Genomic DNA, 21127 nt, shown 5'->3' on the forward strand with positions numbered 1-21127 from the left:
CGCGGGCGTCCTCCGTTCCACACAGGCGTCACCAGGTCCGGCTGTCCCTACGCCATTAGGAACCCGCGCCATCAGGAGCCGCCGCCGACGGCTTCGCGCGGGTCCCCGCCAAGGGGAACCCTTGCTGCGATTCTACCGACGGGGTCCGACAGTTCCGGGCCGTCGTGCGCCGTCGGCGACCCGGCCAGCAGGCCGCGTCGGGCCAGGATCGGGCGGACGCCCTCGCCGAACCAGTAGGCCTCCTCCAGGTGCGGGTAGCCGGAGAGCACGAACTCCTCCACGCCGAGCCGGTGGTACTCCTCGATCAGGTCCGCCACCTCCGAGTGGCTGCCGACCAGCGCCGTGCCCGCGCCGCCGCGCACCAGCCCGATGCCCGCCCACAGCCCGGGGTGGACCTCCAGGCCGCGCACGCCCCGGCTGAGGTCGCCGCCGTGCAGCGCCACCATCCGCTGCTGCCCCACCGACTCCGACGCCCGCAGCTGCTCCTGCGCCCTGGCCACCTGCGCCGGGTCCAACGCCTCCAGCAGCTTCTCCGCCTCACGCCACGCCTCGGCGGACGTGTCGCGGCTGATCGTGTGCAGCCGCACGCCGAACCGGATCGGCCGGTCGCCCGCCAGCGCGCGCACCCGGCCGATCTTCTCCGCCACCTGCGCCGGCGGCTCGCCCCACGTCAGGTACACGTCGGCCCGCCGTGCCGCGACCGGCAGCGCCGCGTCCGACGACCCGCCGAAGTAGATCGGCGGCACGGGGTCCGGCGCGGCCATCACGGTCGCGCCCGACACCTGGTAGTGCTCGCCGGAGAAGTCGACCGGCCGTCCCGACCACACCGCCCGCACCACGTGCAGGAACTCGTCGGTCCGCGCGTACCGCCGGTCGTGGTCGAGCCAGTCGCCGAACCGGCGCTGCTCCACCTCGTCGCCGCCGGTCACCACGTTCAGCAGCAGCCGCCCGCGGGAGATCCGCTGGTACGTCGCCGCCATCTGCGCGGCCAACGTCGGCGAGATCACCCCCGGCCGGAACGCCACCAGGAACTTCAGCGTCGACGTCCGCGCGAGCAGCGCCGCCGTGGTCAGCCACGCGTCCTCGCACCACGTGCCGGTGGGCGTCAGCACGCCGGAGAACCCGTTGTGCTCGGCCGCCTGCGCGATCTGCGCCAGGTAGTCGATGTCGGGCTCCCGCAACGCCGCCGCACCCAACGAGCGGTTGGCGTGGAAGCGCTCGACGACGGTCCGGCCGTCACCGGACGTGGGCAGGAACCAGTGCAGCACGACGCTCATGACAGCTCCCCCTGGAAGCGGGTGTCCACGAACTGCCGGAAGTCCACCTTGCCCGGCAGGGTGCCGTCCGCGGTGAACGCGTCGGCCAGCTCCTGCTCGGACGCGATCACCGCGTCGTCCAGCTTCACCGGCAGGTCGCCGCCGCGCTCCACGGCCGCCCGCGCCACCTCGACCTTCAGCCCGGTCTCCGCGGCCCACGCCTGCGCCCACTCCTCGCGGTGCGTGTCGGCCCACCGCTGGGCCCGCGCGATCCGCTTCACGAACTCCTTGACCGCCTCGCTCTTGCCCGGCGAGTCCAACGCCGCCCGCCCGGCCACCTGGAACGTGTAGCCGTTCGACTTGCCGCGCCCGTCGGTCAGCACCCGTGCGCCCGCCTCGAGCTGGGCCTGCGCCGTGTACGGGTCCCACACCGCCCACGCGTCCACCCGCCGCTGCGTGAACGCCGAGTACGCATCGGACGGCTGCAGAAAGTTGAGCGTGACGTCGTCGGTCGTCAGGCCGGCCGCGGCGAGCGTCAGCAGCACCTGACCGTGCGCCGAACTGCCCTTGGCCACGGCGATGCCGCGCCCCTTGAGGTCCTGCACCGTCTGCAACGACGAGTCGGACGGCACCAGGAGGGCGTCGCCCTCCACGTTGCCCTTCGCCGAGTACACCGCGGCGATCTTCGCGTTCGCCGCCGCCGCGAAGATCGGCGGCGTGTTCCCGACACCGCCGACGTCGATCGCGCCCGCCGACGCCGCCTCCAGCAACGGCGGGCCGGACGTGAACGTGGACCACTCGATCTCGTGCGGGAAGTCGTCGAGCAGCCCGGCCGCCGTCAGCAGCGCCTTCGAACCGCCCTTCTGGTCGCCCACCTTCAGCACCACCGGACCGTCCGACGACGCCGCCGTGCCGCAGCCCGACAGCGCCAGCACCACGACCACCAGCGCGCTAAGCAGCTTCGACATCGTCCACTCCCAGGTCCGACAGCACTTCGACGCGCAGGTCCGCGAAGGACGCGCGGCGCCGCGGTCGCGGCAGGTCGACGTGGTGCTCGGCCACGATCCGACCTTCGTCCAGCACCACGACGCGGTCGGCCAGCAGCAGGGCCTCGTCCACGTCGTGGGTCACGAACAGCACGGCGGGCCGGTGCTCCCGCCACAGCTGCTCCACCAGGTGGTGCATGGCGAGCCGGGTCAACGCGTCCAGCGCGCCGAACGGCTCGTCCAGCAGCAGCAGTTCCGGCTCGCGCACCAACGCCCGCGCCAACGACACGCGTTGCGCCTCGCCGCCGGACAACGTCAACGGCCACGCGTCGGCGTGGTCGGCCAACCGCACCTCGGCCAACGCCTTCCGCGCCACCGAACGGCCGTCGACCCCGCGCAACCCCAGCGAGATGTTGCGCCACACCCGCCGCCACGGCAGCAGCCGCGGTTGCTGGAAGGCCACGGACACCCGTTCGGGCACCGTGAACGTGCCTTCGACGTCGGGGTCGAGTCCCGCCAGGATCCGCAGCAACGTCGACTTGCCGCACCCGCTGCGCCCCAGCAGCGCCACGAACTCGCCCTCGGCGACGTCCAGGTCCAGCCCGGCCAGCACCCGGCGCGGCCCGAAGTCCTTGACCAGCCCCCGGATCCTCACCGCGCCCGCCACCGCAGCACCCTCCTCTCCAACGCGCGCACCAGGGCGTCCGTGGTCAGCCCGAGCAGCGCGTAGACCAGCAGGCCCACCACGACGACGTCGGTGCGCAGGAACTCGCGCGCGTTGTTGATCAGGTAGCCGATGCCCGCGTCGGCGTTGATCTGCTCGCCGACGATCAGCGACAGCCACGCCGTGCCGAGCGCGATCCGCAGCCCCACCAACGTCTGCGGCACCGCCGACGGCAGCACGACGTGCGCGACCCGTTCGAGCCGCGTGTAGCCGAGCACGCGTGCGGCTTCCAGCAGGGCCGGGTCGGTCTGCCGGATGCCCGCGTGCAGGTTCAGGTACAGCGGGAACGCCACACCGGCCGCGACCAGCGCCAGCTTCGGCTCCTCGCCGATGCCGAACCAGAGGATGAACAACGGGATCAGGCCGAGGTGCGGCAACGTGCGCAGCATCTGCACCGGCGGGTCGAGCAGCCGTTCGCCCCAGCGGGACAGCCCGGACGCCAGGCCGAGCGCGCCGCCGACGACCGCGCCGATCGCGAACCCCACCGCGACCCGGCTCAGCGACACCAGGAACGCGTCCACCAACTGCCCGTCCAGGACCAGGTCGTAGGCGGACCGGAAGACCGTCACCGGTGACGCGAGCTTGTCCGGCGGCAGCACACCGGTGCTGCTCGCGGCCTGCCACAGCAGCACCAGCCCGACCGGGCTCAGCCAGCGCCGCAGATCGGGCCACTTGCGTTGTTTTATTGCGGGTGCACGCGCCGCGACAGCGGTTTCCGGGCGCGCGACGACACCCGCGGTGGAAATCGACACGGATTTCTCCCAGCGGACAACGGACATCGGACGCGCTGATCAGCGAGTCCGAGTTTTGGTATCCGGTCGGGAGAAGTCAACGCGTCCCGAATTGTGAAAGTGCCTCCGAGACCGGTTGATTCGGTCTCGGAGGCACTTCGTTCAGAACGAACTCAGATGATGTTGTGGCGCACGATGGTCTGGTCGCGGCCGGGGCCGACGCCGATCGCGGACATCCGGGCGCCGGAGATCTGCTCCAGGTGCTCGACGTACGCGCGGGCGTTCGCGGGCAACTCCTCGTACGTACGGCAGTGGCTGATGTCCTCGAACCAGCCCGGCAGCTCCTCGTACACCGGCACGGCGTGGTGCACGTCGGTCTGCGTCATCGGCATCTCGTCGACCCGCTCGCCGTCGATCGTGTAGCCGACGCAGACCGGCACCTTCTCCAGGCCGGACAGCACGTCCAGCTTGGTCAGGAAGTAGTCGGTGATGCCGTTGACCCGCGCCGCGTACCGGGCGATCACCGCGTCGAACCAGCCGGTGCGCCGGGACCGCCCGGTCGTCACGCCGAACTCGCCGCCGGTCTTGCGCAGGTGCTCGCCCATCTCGTCGTTCAGCTCGGTCGGGAACGGGCCCGAGCCGACGCGCGTCGTGTACGCCTTGAGGATGCCGATGACCGTGGTGATCCTCGTCGGCCCGATGCCCGAACCGGCGCTCGCGCCGCCCGAGGTCGGGTTCGAGGACGTCACGAACGGGTAGGTGCCGTGGTCGACGTCGAGCAGCGTGCCCTGGGAGCCCTCCAGCAGCACGGTCTCGCCGCGCTCCAGCGCCTGGTTGAGCAGCAGGCGGGTGTCGGCGATCCGGGAGGTGAACTTGGTGCCGTGCTCCAGCACGCTGTCCACGACCTGCTCGGGGTCGAGCGCCTTGCGGTTGTAGACCTTGACCAGCACCTGGTTCTTGAAGTCCAGCGCGGCCTCGACCTTCTGCCGGAGGATCTTCTCGTCCAGCAGGTCCTGCGCGCGCACGCCGACGCGGGCGATCTTGTCCTGGTAGCACGGGCCGATGCCGCGACCGGTGGTGCCGATCTTGGCCTTGCCCAGGTACCGCTCGGTGACCTTATCGATCGCCACGTGGTACGGCATGATCAAGTGCGCGTCCGCGGAGATGAGCAGCTTGCTGGTGTCGACGCCCTGCTCGTCCAGGCCCGCCAGCTCCTCGAGCAGCACGCCGGGGTCGACCACGACACCGTTGCCGATGACGCTGGTCACGCCAGGGGTGAGGATGCCGGAGGGGATCAGGTGCAGGGCGAACTTCTGGCCGTCGGGCAGCACCACGGTGTGCCCGGCGTTGTTGCCGCCCTGGTACCGGACCACCCACTGCACCCGGTCACCGAGCAGGTCGGTTGCCTTGCCCTTGCCCTCATCGCCCCACTGGGCACCGATCAGCACGACGGCCGGCATGTGAAACTCCAAGCGGTTGGACGGGTAAAGAGCCGAATGCCTGCGACGGCCGCGCCGTCAGTGGACGGCTGTTGAGGGTAGACCAGGAGATGAAGGTGCGCGGAATCGTGCTGGCCTGCGGAAACTCGCAGTTGCCAATGATCACGGACGGTGACCGTTTCGAGGTCCGCCAGGTGGCGGAACGGCCCGGAAAGGCCGAGGTGGACGCGGTTCTCGCCGATTCGGGTGACAAACGTCTCGTCGTGCACGGCACGGACGGCGACCTCAATGCCGTCGTGCTGCGACTGCTGCGCACCGAACGGCTCGCCGACGTGCCGGTCGGGTACGTGCCCGCGGACCCGCGGTCGGAGGTGGCGAAGCTCTGGGGTTTGCCGACCGACCCGGGCCGCGCGCTCGACCTCGCCCTGTCCGGTGACCCCGACCGGGTGCCGCTGGTCCGCGACGACGTCGGCGGCGTGCTCGTCGGCCTCGGCTCGCTGGGCCCGGTGCGCGGGGTCGGCTACGGCGACGACACGGTGGTGCTCCGGGGTCAAGCGTCCCGGCTGGAGGTGACCCCGGACCCGGAGGGCGGTCCGGGGTTGGTCGTGCACGTCATCCACAAGCGCCTGTTCGGGCGGAAGGTCACCAGCACGTCGGCGCGCGCGTTCCAGCTCGGCTGCCTGCCGGTGCAGGTGAACTCGGACGGCGTCCCGCACCCGCGGCCGATGGGCAAGTGGACCTGGTACCGCCACACGGAGGACTTGCGGTTGGTCCGCGGGTTGCAGTGACGGAGGAATTTTCTCGCCCGCCATTCAGGCGTCACTCGAAAGCGTTGTAACGGAAGGAGAATTGACCCAAGGTAATTCCGACAGCTTCCAACTAGGAAGGTCGGAATTATGTCAACGGTCAACAAAACCGCGCGATTCTCGATCTGTTCCCTGCTCCTGGCTGGTGTGCTGGCAGTCGGCCTGGTCACCCCTGCCCAGGCGACGCCGCCGAACATCCCGAGCACCACCACCGCGCTCTCGGAGCTGGCCGCCCTGAGGGTCGCCACCGAGGGTTCGACCAGCGGCTACTCGCGGGACCTGTTCCCGCACTGGAGCACCGTGTCGGGCGCCTGCAACACCCGCGAGACGGTGCTCAAGCGCGACGGGACGAACGTGGTCACCGACTCCAGCTGCGCGGCCACCTCCGGCCGCTGGTACAGCCCGTACGACGGCGCGACGTGGACGGCGGCGTCCGATGTGGACATCGACCACATCGTGCCGCTGGCCGAGGCGTGGCGCTCCGGCGCGTCCTCGTGGACCACGTCCCGGCGGCAGTCGTTCGCCAACGACCTGACCAACCCGCAGCTCATCGCCGTGACCGACAACGTCAACCAGGCCAAGGGCGACCAGGACCCGGCGCTGTGGAAGCCGCCGCTGAGCTCGTACTGGTGCACCTACGCGAAGATGTGGACGCGCTCGAAGTACAAGTGGGGTTTGAGCGTGAACTCGGCGGAGAAGTCTGCACTGCAGAGCATGCTCGGGAGGTGCTGACGACCGATGGCCGACCTGTCTTCCGCATTCGTGGCCGGACCGGGTGGCGTCATGACCGACGAGGTCGGCGTGGTGACCGGTGACCTGGAACTGCGCACCTCGCTGGACAACGGCGAGCTGCGCGCGCTGGTGCGCTACGAAGGCGCGGAGGAGTGGTACGCCATCACGGGCGCGTCGTGCCGACTGGCCGACCCGGCCGACCACGAGGCGGTGCACGCCGTCCTGCTCGGCGTCCTGAACCGCCCCGAGGGCTAGCTGTGCTGGATTGCCGCTGCTCCGCAGACGGCGGCGAGGTCGCCTGGAAGTCGGTAGTTCGCGACTGATCCCGCAACGATCGAAAAGCGTGATCGCCGCGGGATGAGCCCCGAACTACCGACGCGACCTCGCGGGCGGCGGCAGCGGCCATGTCACCGCAACGGCGGCAACGAGGAGGCCGCCTCGTTCCGCGACAGGCCGGTGGCCTGCAACAGGTCCACGGCCACCGAACGCACCTGCGCCAGCACCACCTTCGTGGAGAACCCCTCGCCGCCCAGGTGCTGGGCCGTGGCGCAGGCCGCCGCGTCGCGCACCGCCGCACGCGCCTTCTTCGGCTCCTCGCCGCGCGCCAGCTCACCCCGCAGCACGTCCACCGCGTCCGCGTACTGCCGCAGCACGTCCGGCAGCACGTCCGGCATCCGCTCGCCGTCCCGCAGCGCGGCCAACGCCCGCCGGGCCAGCACCCTGGTGTTGCGCAGCGCGTAGTCCACCGGCGTGGCGGCCGTCTCGTACCGGCCCAGCTCGTGCCGCCTGCGCCAACGGATCGGCGCGATGGTGGCGATCTCGCCGCCGGTCTTCAACGCCGACGCGAACTCGTCCACCGCCTCCTGGCTGCCGCGCAACCGCGCCAACACCCCGGCGGCCTGCACGGCGTCGGACTCGGCCACCGCCGTCGCCACCCCGCGCAACGCCTCGGTCAGCTCACCGAGCACCACCTTCGCCTGCCGGTGCGCCACGGTCAGCGGGTTCGCCGGCAGCAGCGCCGTCACGGCCAGCCCCACCAAGCCGCCGACCAGCGCGTCCACCATCCGGTCCAGCCCGCCGCCGGCGCTCGGCGGCAGCAGCGTGGCGACCAGCACCGCCGACGAGCCGGACTGCAACGCGATCACCGCGCCGCCGTCCAGCAGCACCGCCGTGGACATCGCCAACGCCACGACCAGCGCGATCTGCCACGGCCCGGACCCGATCAGCGAGATCAGCACGTCACCGACGCCCACGCCGACGGACACGCCGACGACCAGCTCCACGACGCGCCGCAGCCGCTGCCCCAGCGACACGCCCAGGCACACGACGGCGGCGATCGGCGCGAAGAACGGGTGCGCGTGGCCGACCACCTCGGTGGCGACCAGCCAGGACAGGCCGGCGGCGAGCGCGGCCTGGCCGATCGGCAAGGCCGTGCTCTGCCACCGCTTCAGCCTGCGCGCCACCTCGTCGCGCACGGCCCCCACGTGCTCAGCTCAGGCCGAGCGCGGCGGGCGCCGCCGGGTCGCTGTCACCGAGGAACTTCCGGCAGCGCTCGTACTCCTCGGTCTCCCCGATCTCGTCGGCGGCCCGCGCCAGCGCCGCCAACGCGCGCAGGAAGCCCTGGTTGCCGCGGTGCGACCAGGGCACCGGGCCGTGGCCCTTCCAGCCCGAGCGGCGCAGCTGGTCGAGGCCCCGGTGGTAGCCGGTGCGCGCGTACGCGTAGCCGGCGACCGGGTCGCCGGTCTGCAACGCCCGCTCGGCGAGCAGCGCCCACGCCTCGCTGAAGTCGGGGTAGGCGCGGACGATCTTGGCCGGGTCGGTGCCGGCCTCGGCGGCGGCCTGCGCCTCCGGGCGGTCCGGCAGCAACGTGGGTTCGGGACCGAGCAGGTTTTCCATGCCGTCAGCTTAGGAATACCCGGGCCACCGCAGCGACCAGTGCCAGCACCAGCGCGGTGACGATGACGCCGGCGACGACCTTCTTGCCCATGGAATCGCTCCTCGGTTCTCAGTGAACTCTCAGGCCCGCACCCTTCCCGGTGCGGCCATACGGAGCAACGAACATCACCTGATAGCATGAGTGGACCCCGGAATACGCTGGTCATCGACGTCCCCTAGGGGATATTCCGGGAAATTCCAGGGCGGGGCACCCTTCCAGCCACCCCAGCCGGGACGCATCATGGGCGGGTGAACATGGGGGTAACCAATCGCGTCGCGCGCTTCCGCGACCAGTACTGGGAGCGCGGCGAGCCGGGGCGTGAGACGCCACCGGCGCTCGTGGCCTCGCTCTACAAGCTCTGGCTCGTCGGTCTGCTGCTCAAGCTGATCGGCTCCTCGTGGGACGTGGCCTGGCACTTCAAGTGGCTGCGCGACGAACTGGCGCCACCACACATGATCAACACCTTGGGCACGGTGATCGTGGTCGGGTTGACGCTGTTCCACACCTACACCGGCTACGGCGCGGACAAGACCGCGCTGCGGCTGATGCAGTGGGGCACCGGCGTCTTCCTGGTCGCGCTGCCCATCGACCTGATCAACCACCGGATCAACGGCCTCGACATCACGTCGTGGAGCGGGTCGCACGCCCTGCTGTACCTGGGCACCGCGATCATGATGGCCGGCGCGATCCGGGGGTGGATCAAGCTCTACCCGACCGGCGGCCGATGGCGCGTGCTCGGTCTGACGGGGCTGTGGTTGCTGTTCCTGGAGAACATGTGGTTCCCGAACCAGCACCAGGAGTACGGCGTGCTGGAGATCGCCTCGTGGGACCGCGGCGACCCGTACGCCGAACCGAGCCTGCTGCAGTTCGCCGCCGACCAGATCGGCCGCCCCGTCGACCGCGAGTCGATCGTCCAGTTCTCGCTGCCGATCCCCGACTGGGTCTACCCGGTGTGGGGCCTGGTCGCGGCGGCCCTCGTGCTGGTCATCGCCCGGCGCACGATCGGCGCGCCGTGGGCCGCGACCGTGGTCGCCGGCGGCTACGTCGCCTACCGCCTGCTGATCTGGCCGCTGCTCGGGGTCGCCGACTTCCCGCTGTCGACCGTGCCGGTGTTCCTGCTGCTCATCGGCCTGGCCGTGGACGCGGCGCACCTCGGCAGGCTGCCCGCGCCGCTGGCCGCGGTCCTCGGCTCGGCCGCCGTCACGGGCCTGGGCTACGGCGGGATCTGGGCGTTGCAGGCGCTGGACGCCGCGCCGCCGATCCTCTACCCGTCCGCCGCCGCGACGTTCGTCGCGCTGGCCGTGCTCTGGCTGGTCGCCGACCGGATCAAGGTGGGGCAGACCCCCCGAGGATCACTGGTGGTCGCCTGATTCCGATCGACTCCGCTCCCCCCGAGGATTGACCGGGTAGAACCCAATCCTCGGGGGGAATTTTCATGCGCCGACTTCTCCGCACGACGGTGGCCGGGGCGCTGGCCCTGTCCCTGACCGCGGCCACCGCCGGCCTCGCCGCCGCCACGCCGAACCGGCTGGCCGGCGCGGTCGACCAGGCCTTGGCGGCGGGCGTGCCCGGTGTCGTCGTCCGGGTCGACGACGGGCGCGGCCGGCCGGTGGAGGTCACCCGGCAGGCCCGCTGGACGCTGGCGGACCACCGGCTCCGCGTCGACGACGAGTTCAAGATGGCGTCCAACACCAAGACGGTGTCCGCCACCCTCGTCCTGCAGCTGGTCGCCGAGCAGCGCCTCGGCCTGGACGACCCGGTCGAGCGGTGGCTGCCGGGCGTGGTGCCGAACGGCTCGGCGATCACGCTGCGGATGCTGCTCAACCAGACCAGCGGCCTGTTCGACTACCTGGACGACCCGCGACTGCTCGGCCTGCTCACGGGCCAGGGGCCGCGGGCCTGGACGCCCGTCGAACTGGTCGCGGTGGCCCTGTCCCACCCGCCGCTGTTCGCGCCCGGCGAGCAGTGGGACTACAGCAACACCAACTACACGCTCATCGGCATGGTGCTGGAGGCCGTGACCGGCCGGCCGTACACCGACCTGGTCGAGCAGCGGGTCATCCGGCCGCTCGGCATGGGTGACACCTACTTCGCCCGCGGGACCGGGTTCCGCGGCAGGCACGCCCACGGGTACGAGCCCGACGCCGAGCACCTCGGCCCGCTGCTCCCGCCCGGCACGCCCGTCGGCGACGGCTTCGCCGGCCCGCAGCACCACGACCACGTCGACGTGACCGGGATCGACCTCAGCCCCGCGTGGGCCGCGGGCGGCCTGGTGTCCACGGCCGGCGACTGGGACAAGTTCCTCACGGCCCTCATGTCCGGCCGCCTGATCCCGCGGCACCTGCTCGCGGAGATGCGCGACGCGGTGCCCCAGGGCGGCGGCAGCGCCAACGGCTACGGCCTGGGCGTCATGGAGGTCAAGACGTCGTGCGGGACCGTGTGGGGCCACTCAGGCGGCTTCCCGGGCTACCGCAGCCACAACTACGCCGACGCCACCGGCGCCCGCACCGTCACCGTGCTGATGACGACCAACTTCGCCCTCGCCGCACCCGACGCGGCGGCGGCGCAGGCGGAACTGGTGGACGCCGCCGTCTGCCGCATGAACCGCCGGTAGCGCGGACGCGGAACGGCCCCCTCCGAGACCGGAGGGGGCCGTTCCGCGGTTCGTGGTGGGGTCAACCCCCCGTCGAACACTAGTGACGGACCGATTCCGCCGTACCCCGGCTTCCCCGAGGATCGATCGGGCAAGTCCCGATCCCGAAGGGGGAACCCCATGCGGACACTCTTACGCACCGCGACGGCGGCCTGCGTCGCCGTCGCGCTCGTGGGCGCCGGAGCCGTCACCGCGTCCGCCACCGACGAGCTCACCGGCCTGGCCGAGGAGCTCGTCGCGGCGGGCGCGCCGGGCGTGATCGTCCGGGTCGACGACGGCCGCCGGGTCACCGAGCTGGTCCGCCAGGCGCGCTGGACGGTCCGTGACCACCGCCTGCGGCCCACCGACCAGTTCCGGGTCGCCTCGAACACCAAGACGGTGACCGCCACGATCGCCCTCCAGCTCGTCGCCGAGGACGTCCTGGCGCTGGAGGACCCCGTGGAGAAGTGGCTGCCCGGCGTCGTGCCGAACGGCCGGGCCATCACGCTGGAGATGCTGCTCGGGCACACCAGCGGTCTGTTCGACTTCATCGACGACCCGCGCCTGTTCGGCCTGGTCACCGGGCAGCAGCCGCGCCACTGGCCGCCCGCGGAGCTGGTCGCCGTCGCCACCGGGCACCCGCCGCTGTTCGCGCCGGGCGAGCGCTGGGACTACAGCAACACCAACTACACGCTCGTCGGCATGGTTCTGGAGCGCGCGACCGGCCGGACCTACGGCGAGCTGGTACGACGGCGCGTCACCGGGCCGCTGCGGCTCGCCGACACCCGCCTGCCCACCGACGCGACGTTCCCCGGCCGCCACGCCCACGGGTACGAGCCGGACGCCGAGCACCTGGCGCCGCACCTGCCGCCCGGCGCACCGCCCGGCCTCGGATTCGCCGGTCCCGAGCACCACGACCACGTGGACGTCACCGGCATCGACGTCAGCTGGATGTGGGCGGCGGGCGGCATGACCTCCACCACCCGCGACTGGCAGCGCTTCCAGTCCGCCCTGCTCGCCGGCCGGCTGCTGCCGCGCGACCAGCTGAAGGCCATGCTCGACACCGTCCCGCAGGGCTCGGGCCCCGTCCGCCACGGCCTCGGCGTGATGGAGGCCGCGACCCGGTGCGGCACGGTCTGGGGTCACACCGGCGGCCTGCCGGGCTACTCCAGCTACAGCTTCACCGACCGCACGGGCGCCCGGAACGTCACCGTCCTCACCACCCGGATCCAGCGCTTCGCCCCGGAGAACAACGAGATCGAGCTGGAGCTCTTCACCGCGGCCGTCTGCCGCATGTACGGCGAGTAGCACGCGGAACGGCCCCCTCCGAGACCGGAAGGGGCCGTTCGCCGTGCGGGTGCGCCTCAGCCGGCGATCATGCGGCCGGACGACTTCAGGTGCTCGCACGCCTGGGCGATGCGGGCGGCCATGCCCTGCTCGGCGGCCTTGAGGTAGGACCGCGGGTCGTAGGCCTTCTTGTTGCCGACCTCCCCGTCCACCTTCAGCACGCCGTCGTAGTTGCCGAACATGTGCGCGACGATCGGCCGGGTGAACGCGTACTGCGTGTCCGTGTCGATGTTCATCTTGATCACGCCGTACGTCAGCGCCTCGTGGATCTCCTCCAGCAGCGAGCCGGAGCCGCCGTGGAAGACCAGGTCGAACGGCTTGGAGCCGGCCGGCAGGCCCAGCTTCTCGGCCACCACGTCCTGACCCTGCTTGAGGATCTCCGGGCGCAGCTTCACGTTGCCCGGCTTGTACACGCCGTGCACGTTGCCGAACGTCGCCGCGACCAGGTAGCGGCCCTTCTCACCGGCGCCGAGGGCGTCCACCGTCTTCAGGTAGTCCTCGGGCGAGGTGTAGAGCTTCTCGTTGATCTCGTGCGCGACGCCGTCCTCCTCGCCGCCGACCACGCCAACCTCGATCTCGAGGATGATCCTGGCCTTGGCGGTGAGGTCGAGCAGCTCCGAAGCGATCTTCAGGTTCTCGTCCAGCGGCACGGCGGAGCCGTCCCACATGTGCGACTGGAACAGCGGGTTGAGCCCGCGGTCCACCCGCTCCTGGCTGATCGCGACGAGCGGCCGGACGTAGCCGTCGAGCTTGTCCTTCGGGCAGTGGTCGGTGTGCAGCGCGATGTTCACCGGGTACTTCTCGGCGACCACGTGCGCGAACTCCGCCAGCGCAACCGCGCCGGTCACCATGTCCTTGACCTTGGTGCCCGAGGCGAACTCGGCACCACCGGTCGAGACCTGGATGATCCCGTCGCTCTCGGCTTCTGCGAAACCACGCAGGGCCGCGTTGAGGGTCTCGGACGAGGTGACGTTGATCGCGGGGTAGGCGAACTCGTTCGCCTTCGCGCGGTCGAGCATCTCGGCGTAGACCTCGGGGGTTGCGATGGGCATCGGTGGGTCCTCCTCGGGTGCCCGGAACGCGGTGTCGGCAGCATCCTACGGGCAGCCGCCGGCGAGCGAAGATGATCAACGGCATAGTGGTGTCATGGCGATCGCACGGTGGAACGGCGAGATCATCGCCGAGAGTGACAAGACCGAGATGGTGGAGGGGAATCACTACTTCCCCCTGGAGTCGGTGCACCCCCAGTACCTCAGGCCGTCGGACACGACGACGGTCTGCCCCTGGAAGGGCACGGCGAGCTACTACACCCTGCACGTGAAGGGTCAGGACAACACCGACGCCGCGTGGTACTACCCGGAACCCAGCGAGGCCGCGGCCAACATCAAGGACCACGTCGCGTTCTGGAACGGCGTCGAGATCTCGGAGAACTAGTCCGCCAGGGCGGCCGCGACGTCGCGGAACGCCCGCTGGACGTCGGCGGAGCCGACCACTTGGACCGCCACGTGGTCGGCGCCCGCCTCGTGGTGCTCGCGCAGGCGCCGCGCGACCCGCTCGACCGGGCCCCAGGCGACCAGGGCGTCCACCAGCCGGTCGCTGCCGCCGCCGGCCAGGTCGGCCTCGGTGAAGCCGTTGCGCAGCCAGTTGCGGGTGTGGTGCGGCCGGTCGAGGTACTCGGCCAACGCCTCCCGCCCCAGGTCACGGGCCCGTGCCGGGTCCTCCTCCAGCACCACGTGCTGCTCGGGCGCGAGCAGCACGCCCGCGCCGACGGTCTCGCGCGCTCTCGCCGTGTAGTCGGGCGTCACCAGGTAGGGGTGGGCGACACTCGTCCGGGCGGCGGCGAGCCGGAGCACCCGCGGGCCGAGCGCGGCCAGCGCCAGGCGGTCGCGCGGCACGTCCAACTCGTCCAGGTAGTGGATCAGCTTCTGGTAGGGGCTGTGATGCACCTCACCGACGAGTTCACCGTTCCCGGTGCCGATGCCGACCAGGAACCGGTCGGTCCACGCCAGCGCCCGGTAGCCGTCGTTGACCTCGCCGGCCGGGGTCGTCCAGACGTTCATCACGGCGGTCGCCACGGTGATCTTCTCGGTGGCGTCCAGGAGCTCGGAGACCGTGGCCATGACGCTGCCGTCGGGTGATCCGCCCAGCCAGAGGGCGCCGAAACCGAGCTCTTCCAGCTCCGCCGCGTCCTCGCCGCGGCCCACCCACCGCGCGGCCCGGTCCCACACGCCGTACCTGCCCAACTCGACCGTCATTTCGTCTCCCCGCGAACTAGGTGCTGACGACTGCCAACCGCGCCGCGGCACCATTTAGTCCTGACTCGTCCATTCGGCGCGAATGGACCACCACGCCTAGGTTCGCGACATGACGAAACTTGGAACCAGCGACCTCGACGTGTCGCGCCTGTGCCTGGGTGGCAACGTGTTCGGCTGGACCGCCGACGAGGAGTCCTCGTTCGCCGTGCTGGACGCCTACGCGCGGGCGGGCGGCAACTTCGTCGACACCGCGGACGCGTACTCGGCGTGGACCGAGGGGCACGTCGGCGGCGAGTCGGAGACCGTCATCGGCAAGTGGCTGCGCAGCCGCGGCAACCGGGACTCGATCGTGGTCGCGACCAAGGTCGGCATGCTCCGGGGCCTGGCCGACCTCAAGGCCGCCACGATCGAGCGCGCCGCCGAGGACTCTCTGCGCCGCCTCGGCGTCGACCACATCGACCTGTACTACGCGCACCAGGACGACCTCGGCACGCCGCAGGAGGAGACGCTGGCGGCGTTCGACCGGCTCGTCCGCGCCGGCAAGGTCCGGCACGTGGCCGCGTCCAACTACACCGCCGAGCGGCTCACGTCGGCGCTCGCCGTGGCCGAGCGCGAGGGGTTCGCCAAGTTCGTCGCGCTCCAGCAGGCGTACAACCTCGTCGACCGCTCCTACGAGGGCGAACTGTCCCGTGCGGTGGCCGACCACGGGCTCGTGTCCGCGCCGTACTGGGGCCTGGCGAAGGGCTTCCTGACCGGCAAGTACCGGCCGGGCGTGACGGTGGAGAGCGCACGGGCCGCCGCCGCGTCGAAGTACCTGAACGAACGCGGCCTGCGGATCCTCGCGGCGCTGGACGAGGTCGCGGGGAGTCACCACACCACCCAGGCGGCGGTCGCCCTGGCGTGGCTGGCGGTGCAGCCGACGGTCGCCTCGCCGATCGCGTCGGCGCGCACCACCGACCAGCTCGCCGACCTGCTCCCGGCGTTGGAACTGGAGCTGAAGCCGGACGAGGTGGCGGCCCTGACCGCGGCCAGTTCCATTTAACTCGCCAGTAGCTTACTGGCGGTAAGTTGCGTTACGGTGACCTCCTGGCTCAGACCGGCTGAGGAGGTCACCGTGGACGTTGCGGGCAAGGTTGTCCTGATCACTGGCGCGGCGAGGGGTATCGGCGCGGAGGTGGCGAGGCGGTTGGCCGCGAAGGGCGCGAAGCTCGCCCTGGTCGGGCTGGAGGGCGACCAGCTGCGGGAGGTGGCCGAGCAGTGCGGCGGCAAGGCGTGGGAGGCCGACGTCACCGACTGGGAGGCGCTGGAGGCCGCGGTGAACGGCGTGGTCGACCACTACGGCGGCATCGACGTGGTCGTCGCCAACGCGGGCATCGCCGCCACCGGTTTCATCCGGTCGATGGACCCCGCGGCGTTCGAACGGGTCATCGAGGTCAACCTGCTCGGGGTGTGGCGGACCGTGCGGACGTGCCTGCCGCACCTCATCGCGAGCCGCGGCTACTGCCTCGTGGTGTCGTCGCTGGCCGCGATCGTGCACATCCCCGGCAACGGTGCCTACTCAGCCGCGAAGGCGGGCTGCGAGGCGTTCGCGGACAGCCTGCGCGCGGAGGTGCGGCACCTCGGCGTGGACGTCGGCGTGGCGTACTTCTCGTGGATCTCTACGGACATGGTGAACAGCGCCGACGAGCACCCCGTGTTCGGCCCGCTGCGCAGCGGCATGCCGGGCCTGGCGGGCAAGAAGTACCCGGTGTCGGACGTGGGCAAGGCCGTGGTCCGGGCGATCACCCGGCGGTCGAAGGCCGTGCACGTGCCGGGCTGGGTCGGCGGCTTGAAGCTCTTCCGCGCGTTCACCCCGAAGGTGGTCGACCGGCAGGCGCCGAAGTCGGTGCCCGCGGCCGACCGCGAGATGGCGGCGAACGACCTGTCCGGTCTGGTCGGACCGGGCGGCACGGCCGCCGCCACCTCGAAGGAGCGCTAGCCGAGCCAGACGCCCATCAGGGCCTGCCACTCGTGCACGCGCGTCTCCTTCACGACACCGGCGGGCGTGTACGGGTCGGCGGCGAGGACGTCGCGCAGCTCGGCCTCGTCGGCGACCTCGTAGACCAGCAGGGCGCCGGACTGGTCGGCGTAGGGGCCGGACACCAGCAGCACACCCCGTTCGACCAGCGTCGCCAGGTACTCGCGGTGCGCGGGCCGGACCGCCATCCGCTCGTCCTGGTTGTCACCGAACACCAACTCGACCGCGAACCGAGCCATCGAAAGCCCACCTCCGTTGTGCAGCGCCGCGCCGAAGCTACCCCCTGAGGAGGTAACGTCTTTTCCGTGGTCGGTCCCGATCGGAACAGCGGCGGCATCGCGCGTGTGCAGGACACGCTGACGAACCTGCGGATCCAGGACGGCGCGGCACCGGCGCCGACCGGCCCGCTGACGCTGGAGGACCTGTACCGCCAGCACCGGATGCGGTTGGTCCGGCTGGCGCTGCTGCTGGTCGACGAGCCCGCCACGGCGGAGGACGTGGTCCAGGAGGCGTTCACCGGCCTGTACCGCAACTGGAAGAACCTGCGGGACGCGCAGGCGGCCGTCGGCTACCTGCGGACGGCGGTCGTCAACGGCTCGCGCAGCGTGCTCCGCCGGCGCAAGACGGCTCGCGACTACACCCCGCCGCACGTGGCCAACGCCCGTTCGGCGGAGAGCCTCGCCATGCTCACCGCCGAGCACCAGGCCGTGGTGAGGGCGCTGTCCCAGCTGCCGCCGAGGCAGCGCGAGGTGCTCGTGCTGCGCTACTACGGCGACCTGTCGGAAGCCGAGATCGCCGAGGCCACCGGCATCAGCAAGGGCACCGTGAAGAGCACCGCCAGCCGCGCGCTGGACGCCCTGCAGAAGATCATGGCCGGCAACTAGCCCAGTCCACCGGTGTCGTCGCCGGCAGCGAGGTGGACGGCTGCCTGATCTCAGGTCAGACGATGGCGGCCCCGGCCCCGCGCGTCGGCGCACGTACGCGCGGCTGCTCGTGGAGTCGCAGGCCCTGGCCGGCCGGAACGCTTCGCAGGGGTCCCCGCCCAGGGGATCCCTGTTCTTGATCCTGCCACCAAGCACCGACAGAACCCGCCCGCCGACCGCGGCCTGTGGACAACTCGCGCCCACGTCCGAGCTCACCCCACGTCCGAACTCACGCCCACGTCCGAGCAGGCCCTCGGCGCGTGCGCGGCCACACCCGAGTCGCCCAATCGGACACTTGGTATAGACCAATGGCGGTCGGATGCCGCAGTATCGGTCCTCGTGGCGCGCACAAGACACGTGATAGCCGTCGACGTCGGCGGGACCGGGACGAAAGCCGCACTGGTCACCGGCACCCACGACCGGGTGACGGCGGTGAAGCAGCAGCGGCGCGCGACCAGGCCCGGCGGTGACGCCGTGGTCGAGGACGTGGCCCTCCTGGTCGACGAACTGCGCGCCGGGCACCCGGTCGAGGCGGTCGGCGTCGTCGTGCCGGGCATCGTGGACGAGGTGACCGGCACCGGCGTCTACTCCGCGAACCTCGGCTGGGCCGACTACCCGTTCCGCGACCGGATCGCGGCGGCGACGGGGCTGCCCACCGCGTTCGGCCACGACGTGCGCGCCGGTGGCCTGGCCGAACTGCGCCAGGGCAACGCGCGCGACCTGACCGACGCGGTGATCATGCCGATCGGCACGGGCATCGCCGCCGCCCTCGTCCTGGACGGCCGGGTCTCGTCCGCGCCGGGCGAGATCGGGCACGTGGACGTCGGCCACGGCGACCCGTGCGGCTGCGGCCAGACGGGTTGCGTCGAGGCGCGGGCGAGCAGCGCGGCGATCGCCCGCCGCTACACCGAACGCACGAACCGCCACGTCAACGGCGCGGCGGACGTGGCGGCGCTGCTCACCGAGGGCGACACCGAGGCGGCGGTGGTGTGGCGGGAGGCCGTCGACGCGCTCGCGAAGGGCATCCTGCTGGTAGCCGCACTGCTGGGGCCGCGTGCCGTGGTGCTGGGCGGCGGGCTGGCGCTGGCGGGTCCGAAGCTGACGGATCCGCTGGGCGGACGACTGGACGAGCTGATCACGTTCCAGCGACGCCCGGAACTGCGGCTGGCGGCGTTGGGCGACGAGGCCGGGTGCCTCGGTGCCGCGCTGCTGGCCATCGACATGCTGGAGGAAAGATGAGCACGTGGGGTGGACCCGTTGACGTGACCCTGACCGGTGGTCGGGTCGTCACGCCCGACGGGGTGCTCGAACAGGGGTGGGTGGCGGTGCGGGACGGCCTGATCGCGGCCGTCGGGGAGGGCGCGACGCCGGACGGACCGACCACGGACGTGAACGGCGGCTGGCTGGTGCCGGGCTTCGTCGACATCCACTGCCACGGCGGCGGTGGCGAGGCGTTCACCAGCGCCGACCCGGCCCGGGTGATCAAGGCGGCGAACGCGCACCGCAGGCACGGCACGACCACGCTGCTGGCGAGCCTGGTGTCGAGGCCGATCCCGGAGCTGGCCGACCAGGTGAAGGCGCTGACCGAGCTGGTGCGGGACAACGTGGTCGCGGGCATCCACCTGGAGGGCCCGTTCCTGTCCGCCGCGCGGTGCGGCGCGCACGACCCGGCGATCCTCCGCCCACCGGACCGGGCCTCGATCGACAAGCTGCTCGACGCGGGCGGCGGCGCGGTCCGCATGATCACCGTGGCGCCCGAGCTGGAGCACGGCGTGGACGCGGTGCGGCACCTCGTGGCCAACGACGTCCTGGCCGCGATCGGCCACACCGACGCCACCGAGGCGCAGATCCGGCCTGCCGTCGAGGCGGGCGCGACCGTCGCCACGCACCTGTTCAACGGGATGCGCCCGCTGCACCACCGCGAGCCGGGCCCGATCGGCGCGCTGCTGGACGACGAGCGCGTCACGGTCGAGCTGATCTGCGACCTGGTGCACCTGCACCCCACCGCCGTGCGCCTCGCCGCGCGGCACGCGGGCGTGCACCGGACCGTGCTGGTCACCGACGCGATCGCGGCGGCGGGCGTGGGTGACGGCGTCTACGACGTGGGCGGCCTGGAAGTGCGGGTGGTGGACGGCGTGCCGACGCTGGCCGGTGGCGCGTCCCTGGCGGGCAGCACGCTGACCATGGACGCCGCGTTCCGCAACGCGGTGCAGTCGTGCGGCCTGACCGTCGAGGAGGCCGTGCACGCCACCTCGACCCGGCCCGCACGGCTGCTCGGCCTGCAGGACCGCACGGGTGAGCTGCGCGCCGGTCTCGCGGCCGACGTCGTGGTGCTGGACACCGAGCTGAAGCCGCGCGAGGTGATGAGCCGGGGCGCGTGGGTGAAAGACTGAGCCGGTGCCCGAAGACCACGAGAAGCTGGTGGCCGACGCGTTGCGCGCCCAGGCCACCAGCTCCGGCGCGCACCCCCACCTGCCGGTGCGGCGGGTCCGCCCGGCGTTGGGCGCGGGGTGGGTGCTGCTGCTGGCGGTGCTGCTCGGGCTGGCGGCGGGCACGGTCGTGGCGGTCATGACGCTCAGGTAGTGCCTGTACCGTGGTCGCCGTGACGGTCGCGCTCACCTCTTCCACGGTTGCCCTTGGTCCCGAATGGCTCGACCCGCAGGTCCTGCTCCAAGGGCTCGGGCCGTACATGCTGGTCGGGCTGTGCTTCATCGTCTTCGCGGAGTGCGGCCTGCTGGTGGGCTTCTTCCTGCCCGGCGACTCGCTGCTGTTCACCGCGGGCCTGTTCGTGGCCTCGGGGGTGTTGGAGTACCCGCTGTGGCTGGTGTGCCTGCTGCTCACGGTGTGCGCGCTGGCGGGCAACGTGGTCGGCTACTGGATCGGACACCGGGCGGGACCGGCGCTGTTCAGCAAGCCCGAGTCGAAGATCTTCAAGAAGGAGTACGTCGACAAGACGCACGAGTTCTTCGACAAGTACGGCGCCCGCGCGATCGTGATGGCGCGGTTCGTGCCGATCGTGCGCACGTTCATCACCGCCATGGCGGGCGTGGGCCGGATGGACGCGCGCAAGTACTTCACGTACTCCCTGATCGGCGGCATCGCGTGGGCCGCGGGGCTCACGGTCCTCGGCTACTTCCTCGGCCAGATCCCGTTCGTGCGCGAGAACCTCGAGCTGATGCTGATCCTGATCGTGCTGCTCTCGGTGGTGCCGATCATCATCGAGGTCGTCAAGGCGCGGCGGGAGAAGAAGACGCTGCTCGCGCAGGAGGCGTCCGACATCACCCAGGTCATCGACCGGGTGGACGAGACGCAGCGCATCAAGCCCCTCGACTGACCGCCCCGG

At 71.5% G+C, this 21127-nt stretch carries 24 protein-coding genes; 14 read left to right on the forward strand and 10 right to left on the reverse strand.

The window, feature by feature from the left end; translation table 11 throughout:
• Positions 1-71: 71 nt before the first annotated feature.
• The 5 genes from ADK67_RS00635 to ADK67_RS00655 form a co-directional block, all read right to left on the reverse strand.
• The gene (locus tag ADK67_RS00635) at positions 72-1277 is read right to left on the reverse strand and encodes an LLM class flavin-dependent oxidoreductase (protein ID WP_082403121.1); all 1206 of its coding nucleotides are present in this window, start codon (positions 1275-1277) and stop codon (positions 72-74) included.
• Positions 1274-2224 (reverse strand): ABC transporter substrate-binding protein, encoded by a 951-nt coding sequence (locus ADK67_RS00640; RefSeq protein ID WP_053714353.1) that lies wholly within the window; start codon positions 2222-2224, stop codon positions 1274-1276. The genes ADK67_RS00635 and ADK67_RS00640 overlap by 4 nt, the downstream gene beginning before the upstream one ends.
• Positions 2208-2909 (reverse strand): ABC transporter ATP-binding protein, encoded by a 702-nt coding sequence (locus ADK67_RS00645; protein ID WP_053714354.1) that lies wholly within the window; start codon positions 2907-2909, stop codon positions 2208-2210. The genes ADK67_RS00640 and ADK67_RS00645 overlap by 17 nt, the downstream gene beginning before the upstream one ends.
• Positions 2894-3718, reverse strand: coding sequence for an ABC transporter permease (locus tag ADK67_RS00650; protein ID WP_053714355.1), 825 nt, complete (start codon positions 3716-3718; stop codon positions 2894-2896). The genes ADK67_RS00645 and ADK67_RS00650 overlap by 16 nt, the downstream gene beginning before the upstream one ends.
• Positions 3719-3870: 152 nt before the next feature.
• Complete coding sequence (locus ADK67_RS00655; protein WP_053714356.1) at positions 3871-5157, reverse strand: adenylosuccinate synthase; 1287 nt, start codon at positions 5155-5157, stop codon at positions 3871-3873.
• Positions 5158-5294: 137 nt separating this feature from the next.
• Between ADK67_RS00655 and ADK67_RS00660 the strand changes: the two genes are divergently transcribed.
• The 3 genes from ADK67_RS00660 to ADK67_RS00670 all read left to right on the forward strand — a co-directional run bounded on the left by ADK67_RS00660 (position 5295) and on the right by ADK67_RS00670 (position 6929).
• The gene (locus ADK67_RS00660; protein WP_231647955.1) at positions 5295-5924 is read left to right on the forward strand and encodes a diacylglycerol kinase family protein; all 630 of its coding nucleotides are present in this window, start codon (positions 5295-5297) and stop codon (positions 5922-5924) included.
• Between the two features lie 108 nt (positions 5925-6032).
• Entirely contained in the window at positions 6033-6674 is a 642-nt protein-coding gene (locus ADK67_RS00665) for an HNH endonuclease family protein (RefSeq protein ID WP_053714357.1), read from the forward strand.
• Positions 6675-6680: 6 nt separating this feature from the next.
• Positions 6681-6929, forward strand: coding sequence for a hypothetical protein (locus ADK67_RS00670; protein WP_053714358.1), 249 nt, complete (start codon positions 6681-6683; stop codon positions 6927-6929).
• Between the two features lie 152 nt (positions 6930-7081).
• Here ADK67_RS00670 and ADK67_RS00675 read toward each other — a convergent pair whose 3' ends face one another.
• A complete protein-coding gene (locus ADK67_RS00675) occupies positions 7082-8158 on the reverse strand; it encodes an FUSC family protein (protein WP_157619834.1) in 1077 nt (358 codons plus the stop codon).
• Positions 8159-8162: 4 nt separating this feature from the next.
• On the reverse strand, positions 8163-8570 hold the full coding sequence (locus ADK67_RS00680) for a DUF3151 domain-containing protein (protein WP_053714359.1): 408 nt from the start codon (positions 8568-8570) through the stop codon (positions 8163-8165).
• A gap of 294 nt (positions 8571-8864) precedes the next feature.
• Between ADK67_RS00680 and ADK67_RS00685 the strand changes: the two genes are divergently transcribed.
• From ADK67_RS00685 to ADK67_RS00695, 3 genes are all read left to right on the forward strand, one after another.
• Positions 8865-9980 (forward strand): hypothetical protein, encoded by a 1116-nt coding sequence (locus ADK67_RS00685; protein ID WP_053714665.1) that lies wholly within the window; start codon positions 8865-8867, stop codon positions 9978-9980.
• 65 nt (positions 9981-10045) lie between these two features.
• Entirely contained in the window at positions 10046-11224 is a 1179-nt protein-coding gene (locus tag ADK67_RS00690; RefSeq protein ID WP_053714360.1) for a serine hydrolase domain-containing protein, read from the forward strand.
• 159 nt (positions 11225-11383) lie between these two features.
• A complete protein-coding gene (locus ADK67_RS00695; RefSeq protein WP_053714361.1) occupies positions 11384-12550 on the forward strand; it encodes a serine hydrolase domain-containing protein in 1167 nt (388 codons plus the stop codon).
• Between the two features lie 56 nt (positions 12551-12606).
• On the opposite strand, the gene fbaA is transcribed toward ADK67_RS00695, so the two are convergent.
• Positions 12607-13641 carry a class II fructose-bisphosphate aldolase gene (fbaA, locus tag ADK67_RS00700; RefSeq protein ID WP_053714362.1) on the reverse strand — a complete coding sequence of 345 codons (1035 nt, stop codon included), beginning with the start codon at positions 13639-13641 and terminating at the stop codon, positions 12607-12609.
• Between the two features lie 94 nt (positions 13642-13735).
• Between fbaA and ADK67_RS00705 the strand changes: the two genes are divergently transcribed.
• Entirely contained in the window at positions 13736-14023 is a 288-nt protein-coding gene (locus tag ADK67_RS00705) for a DUF427 domain-containing protein (protein ID WP_053714363.1), read from the forward strand.
• On the opposite strand, the gene ADK67_RS00710 is transcribed toward ADK67_RS00705, so the two are convergent.
• A complete protein-coding gene (locus ADK67_RS00710; RefSeq protein ID WP_053714364.1) occupies positions 14020-14844 on the reverse strand; it encodes a TIGR03620 family F420-dependent LLM class oxidoreductase in 825 nt (274 codons plus the stop codon). The genes ADK67_RS00705 and ADK67_RS00710 overlap by 4 nt on opposite strands.
• A gap of 109 nt (positions 14845-14953) precedes the next feature.
• Here ADK67_RS00710 and ADK67_RS00715 point away from each other — a divergent pair, with 109 nt between their 5' ends.
• A complete protein-coding gene (locus ADK67_RS00715; protein WP_053714365.1) occupies positions 14954-15886 on the forward strand; it encodes an aldo/keto reductase in 933 nt (310 codons plus the stop codon).
• Positions 15887-15958: 72 nt separating this feature from the next.
• Positions 15959-16822: an SDR family oxidoreductase gene (locus ADK67_RS00720; protein WP_331459220.1), complete on the forward strand. Its 864-nt coding sequence runs from the start codon at positions 15959-15961 to the stop codon at positions 16820-16822.
• Here ADK67_RS00720 and ADK67_RS00725 read toward each other — a convergent pair.
• Positions 16819-17100 (reverse strand): YciI family protein, encoded by a 282-nt coding sequence (locus ADK67_RS00725; RefSeq protein ID WP_053714367.1) that lies wholly within the window; start codon positions 17098-17100, stop codon positions 16819-16821. The two genes, ADK67_RS00720 and ADK67_RS00725, sit on opposite strands and share 4 nt — an antisense overlap.
• A 66-nt stretch (positions 17101-17166) precedes the next feature.
• Here ADK67_RS00725 and ADK67_RS00730 point away from each other — a divergent pair, with 66 nt between their 5' ends.
• The 5 genes from ADK67_RS00730 (at position 17167) to ADK67_RS00750 (ending at position 21118) form a co-directional block, all read left to right on the forward strand.
• Entirely contained in the window at positions 17167-17745 is a 579-nt protein-coding gene (locus ADK67_RS00730; RefSeq protein WP_053714368.1) for a SigE family RNA polymerase sigma factor, read from the forward strand.
• 378 nt (positions 17746-18123) lie between these two features.
• On the forward strand, positions 18124-19023 hold the full coding sequence (locus ADK67_RS00735; RefSeq protein ID WP_053714369.1) for an ROK family protein: 900 nt from the start codon (positions 18124-18126) through the stop codon (positions 19021-19023).
• The gene (gene nagA / locus ADK67_RS00740) at positions 19020-20177 is read left to right on the forward strand and encodes an N-acetylglucosamine-6-phosphate deacetylase (RefSeq protein WP_053714370.1); all 1158 of its coding nucleotides are present in this window, start codon (positions 19020-19022) and stop codon (positions 20175-20177) included. Before ADK67_RS00735 ends, nagA begins: the two co-directional genes overlap by 4 nt.
• 4 nt (positions 20178-20181) lie before the next feature.
• Positions 20182-20367: a hypothetical protein gene (locus ADK67_RS52025; RefSeq protein WP_053714371.1), complete on the forward strand. Its 186-nt coding sequence runs from the start codon at positions 20182-20184 to the stop codon at positions 20365-20367.
• Between the two features lie 10 nt (positions 20368-20377).
• Positions 20378-21118 (forward strand): DedA family protein, encoded by a 741-nt coding sequence (locus ADK67_RS00750; RefSeq protein ID WP_053714372.1) that lies wholly within the window; start codon positions 20378-20380, stop codon positions 21116-21118.
• The last annotated feature ends 9 nt before the right edge of the window (positions 21119-21127 follow it).

This window comes from Saccharothrix sp. NRRL B-16348 (genome assembly GCF_001280085.1).
GTDB lineage: Bacteria > Actinomycetota > Actinomycetes > Mycobacteriales > Pseudonocardiaceae > Actinosynnema.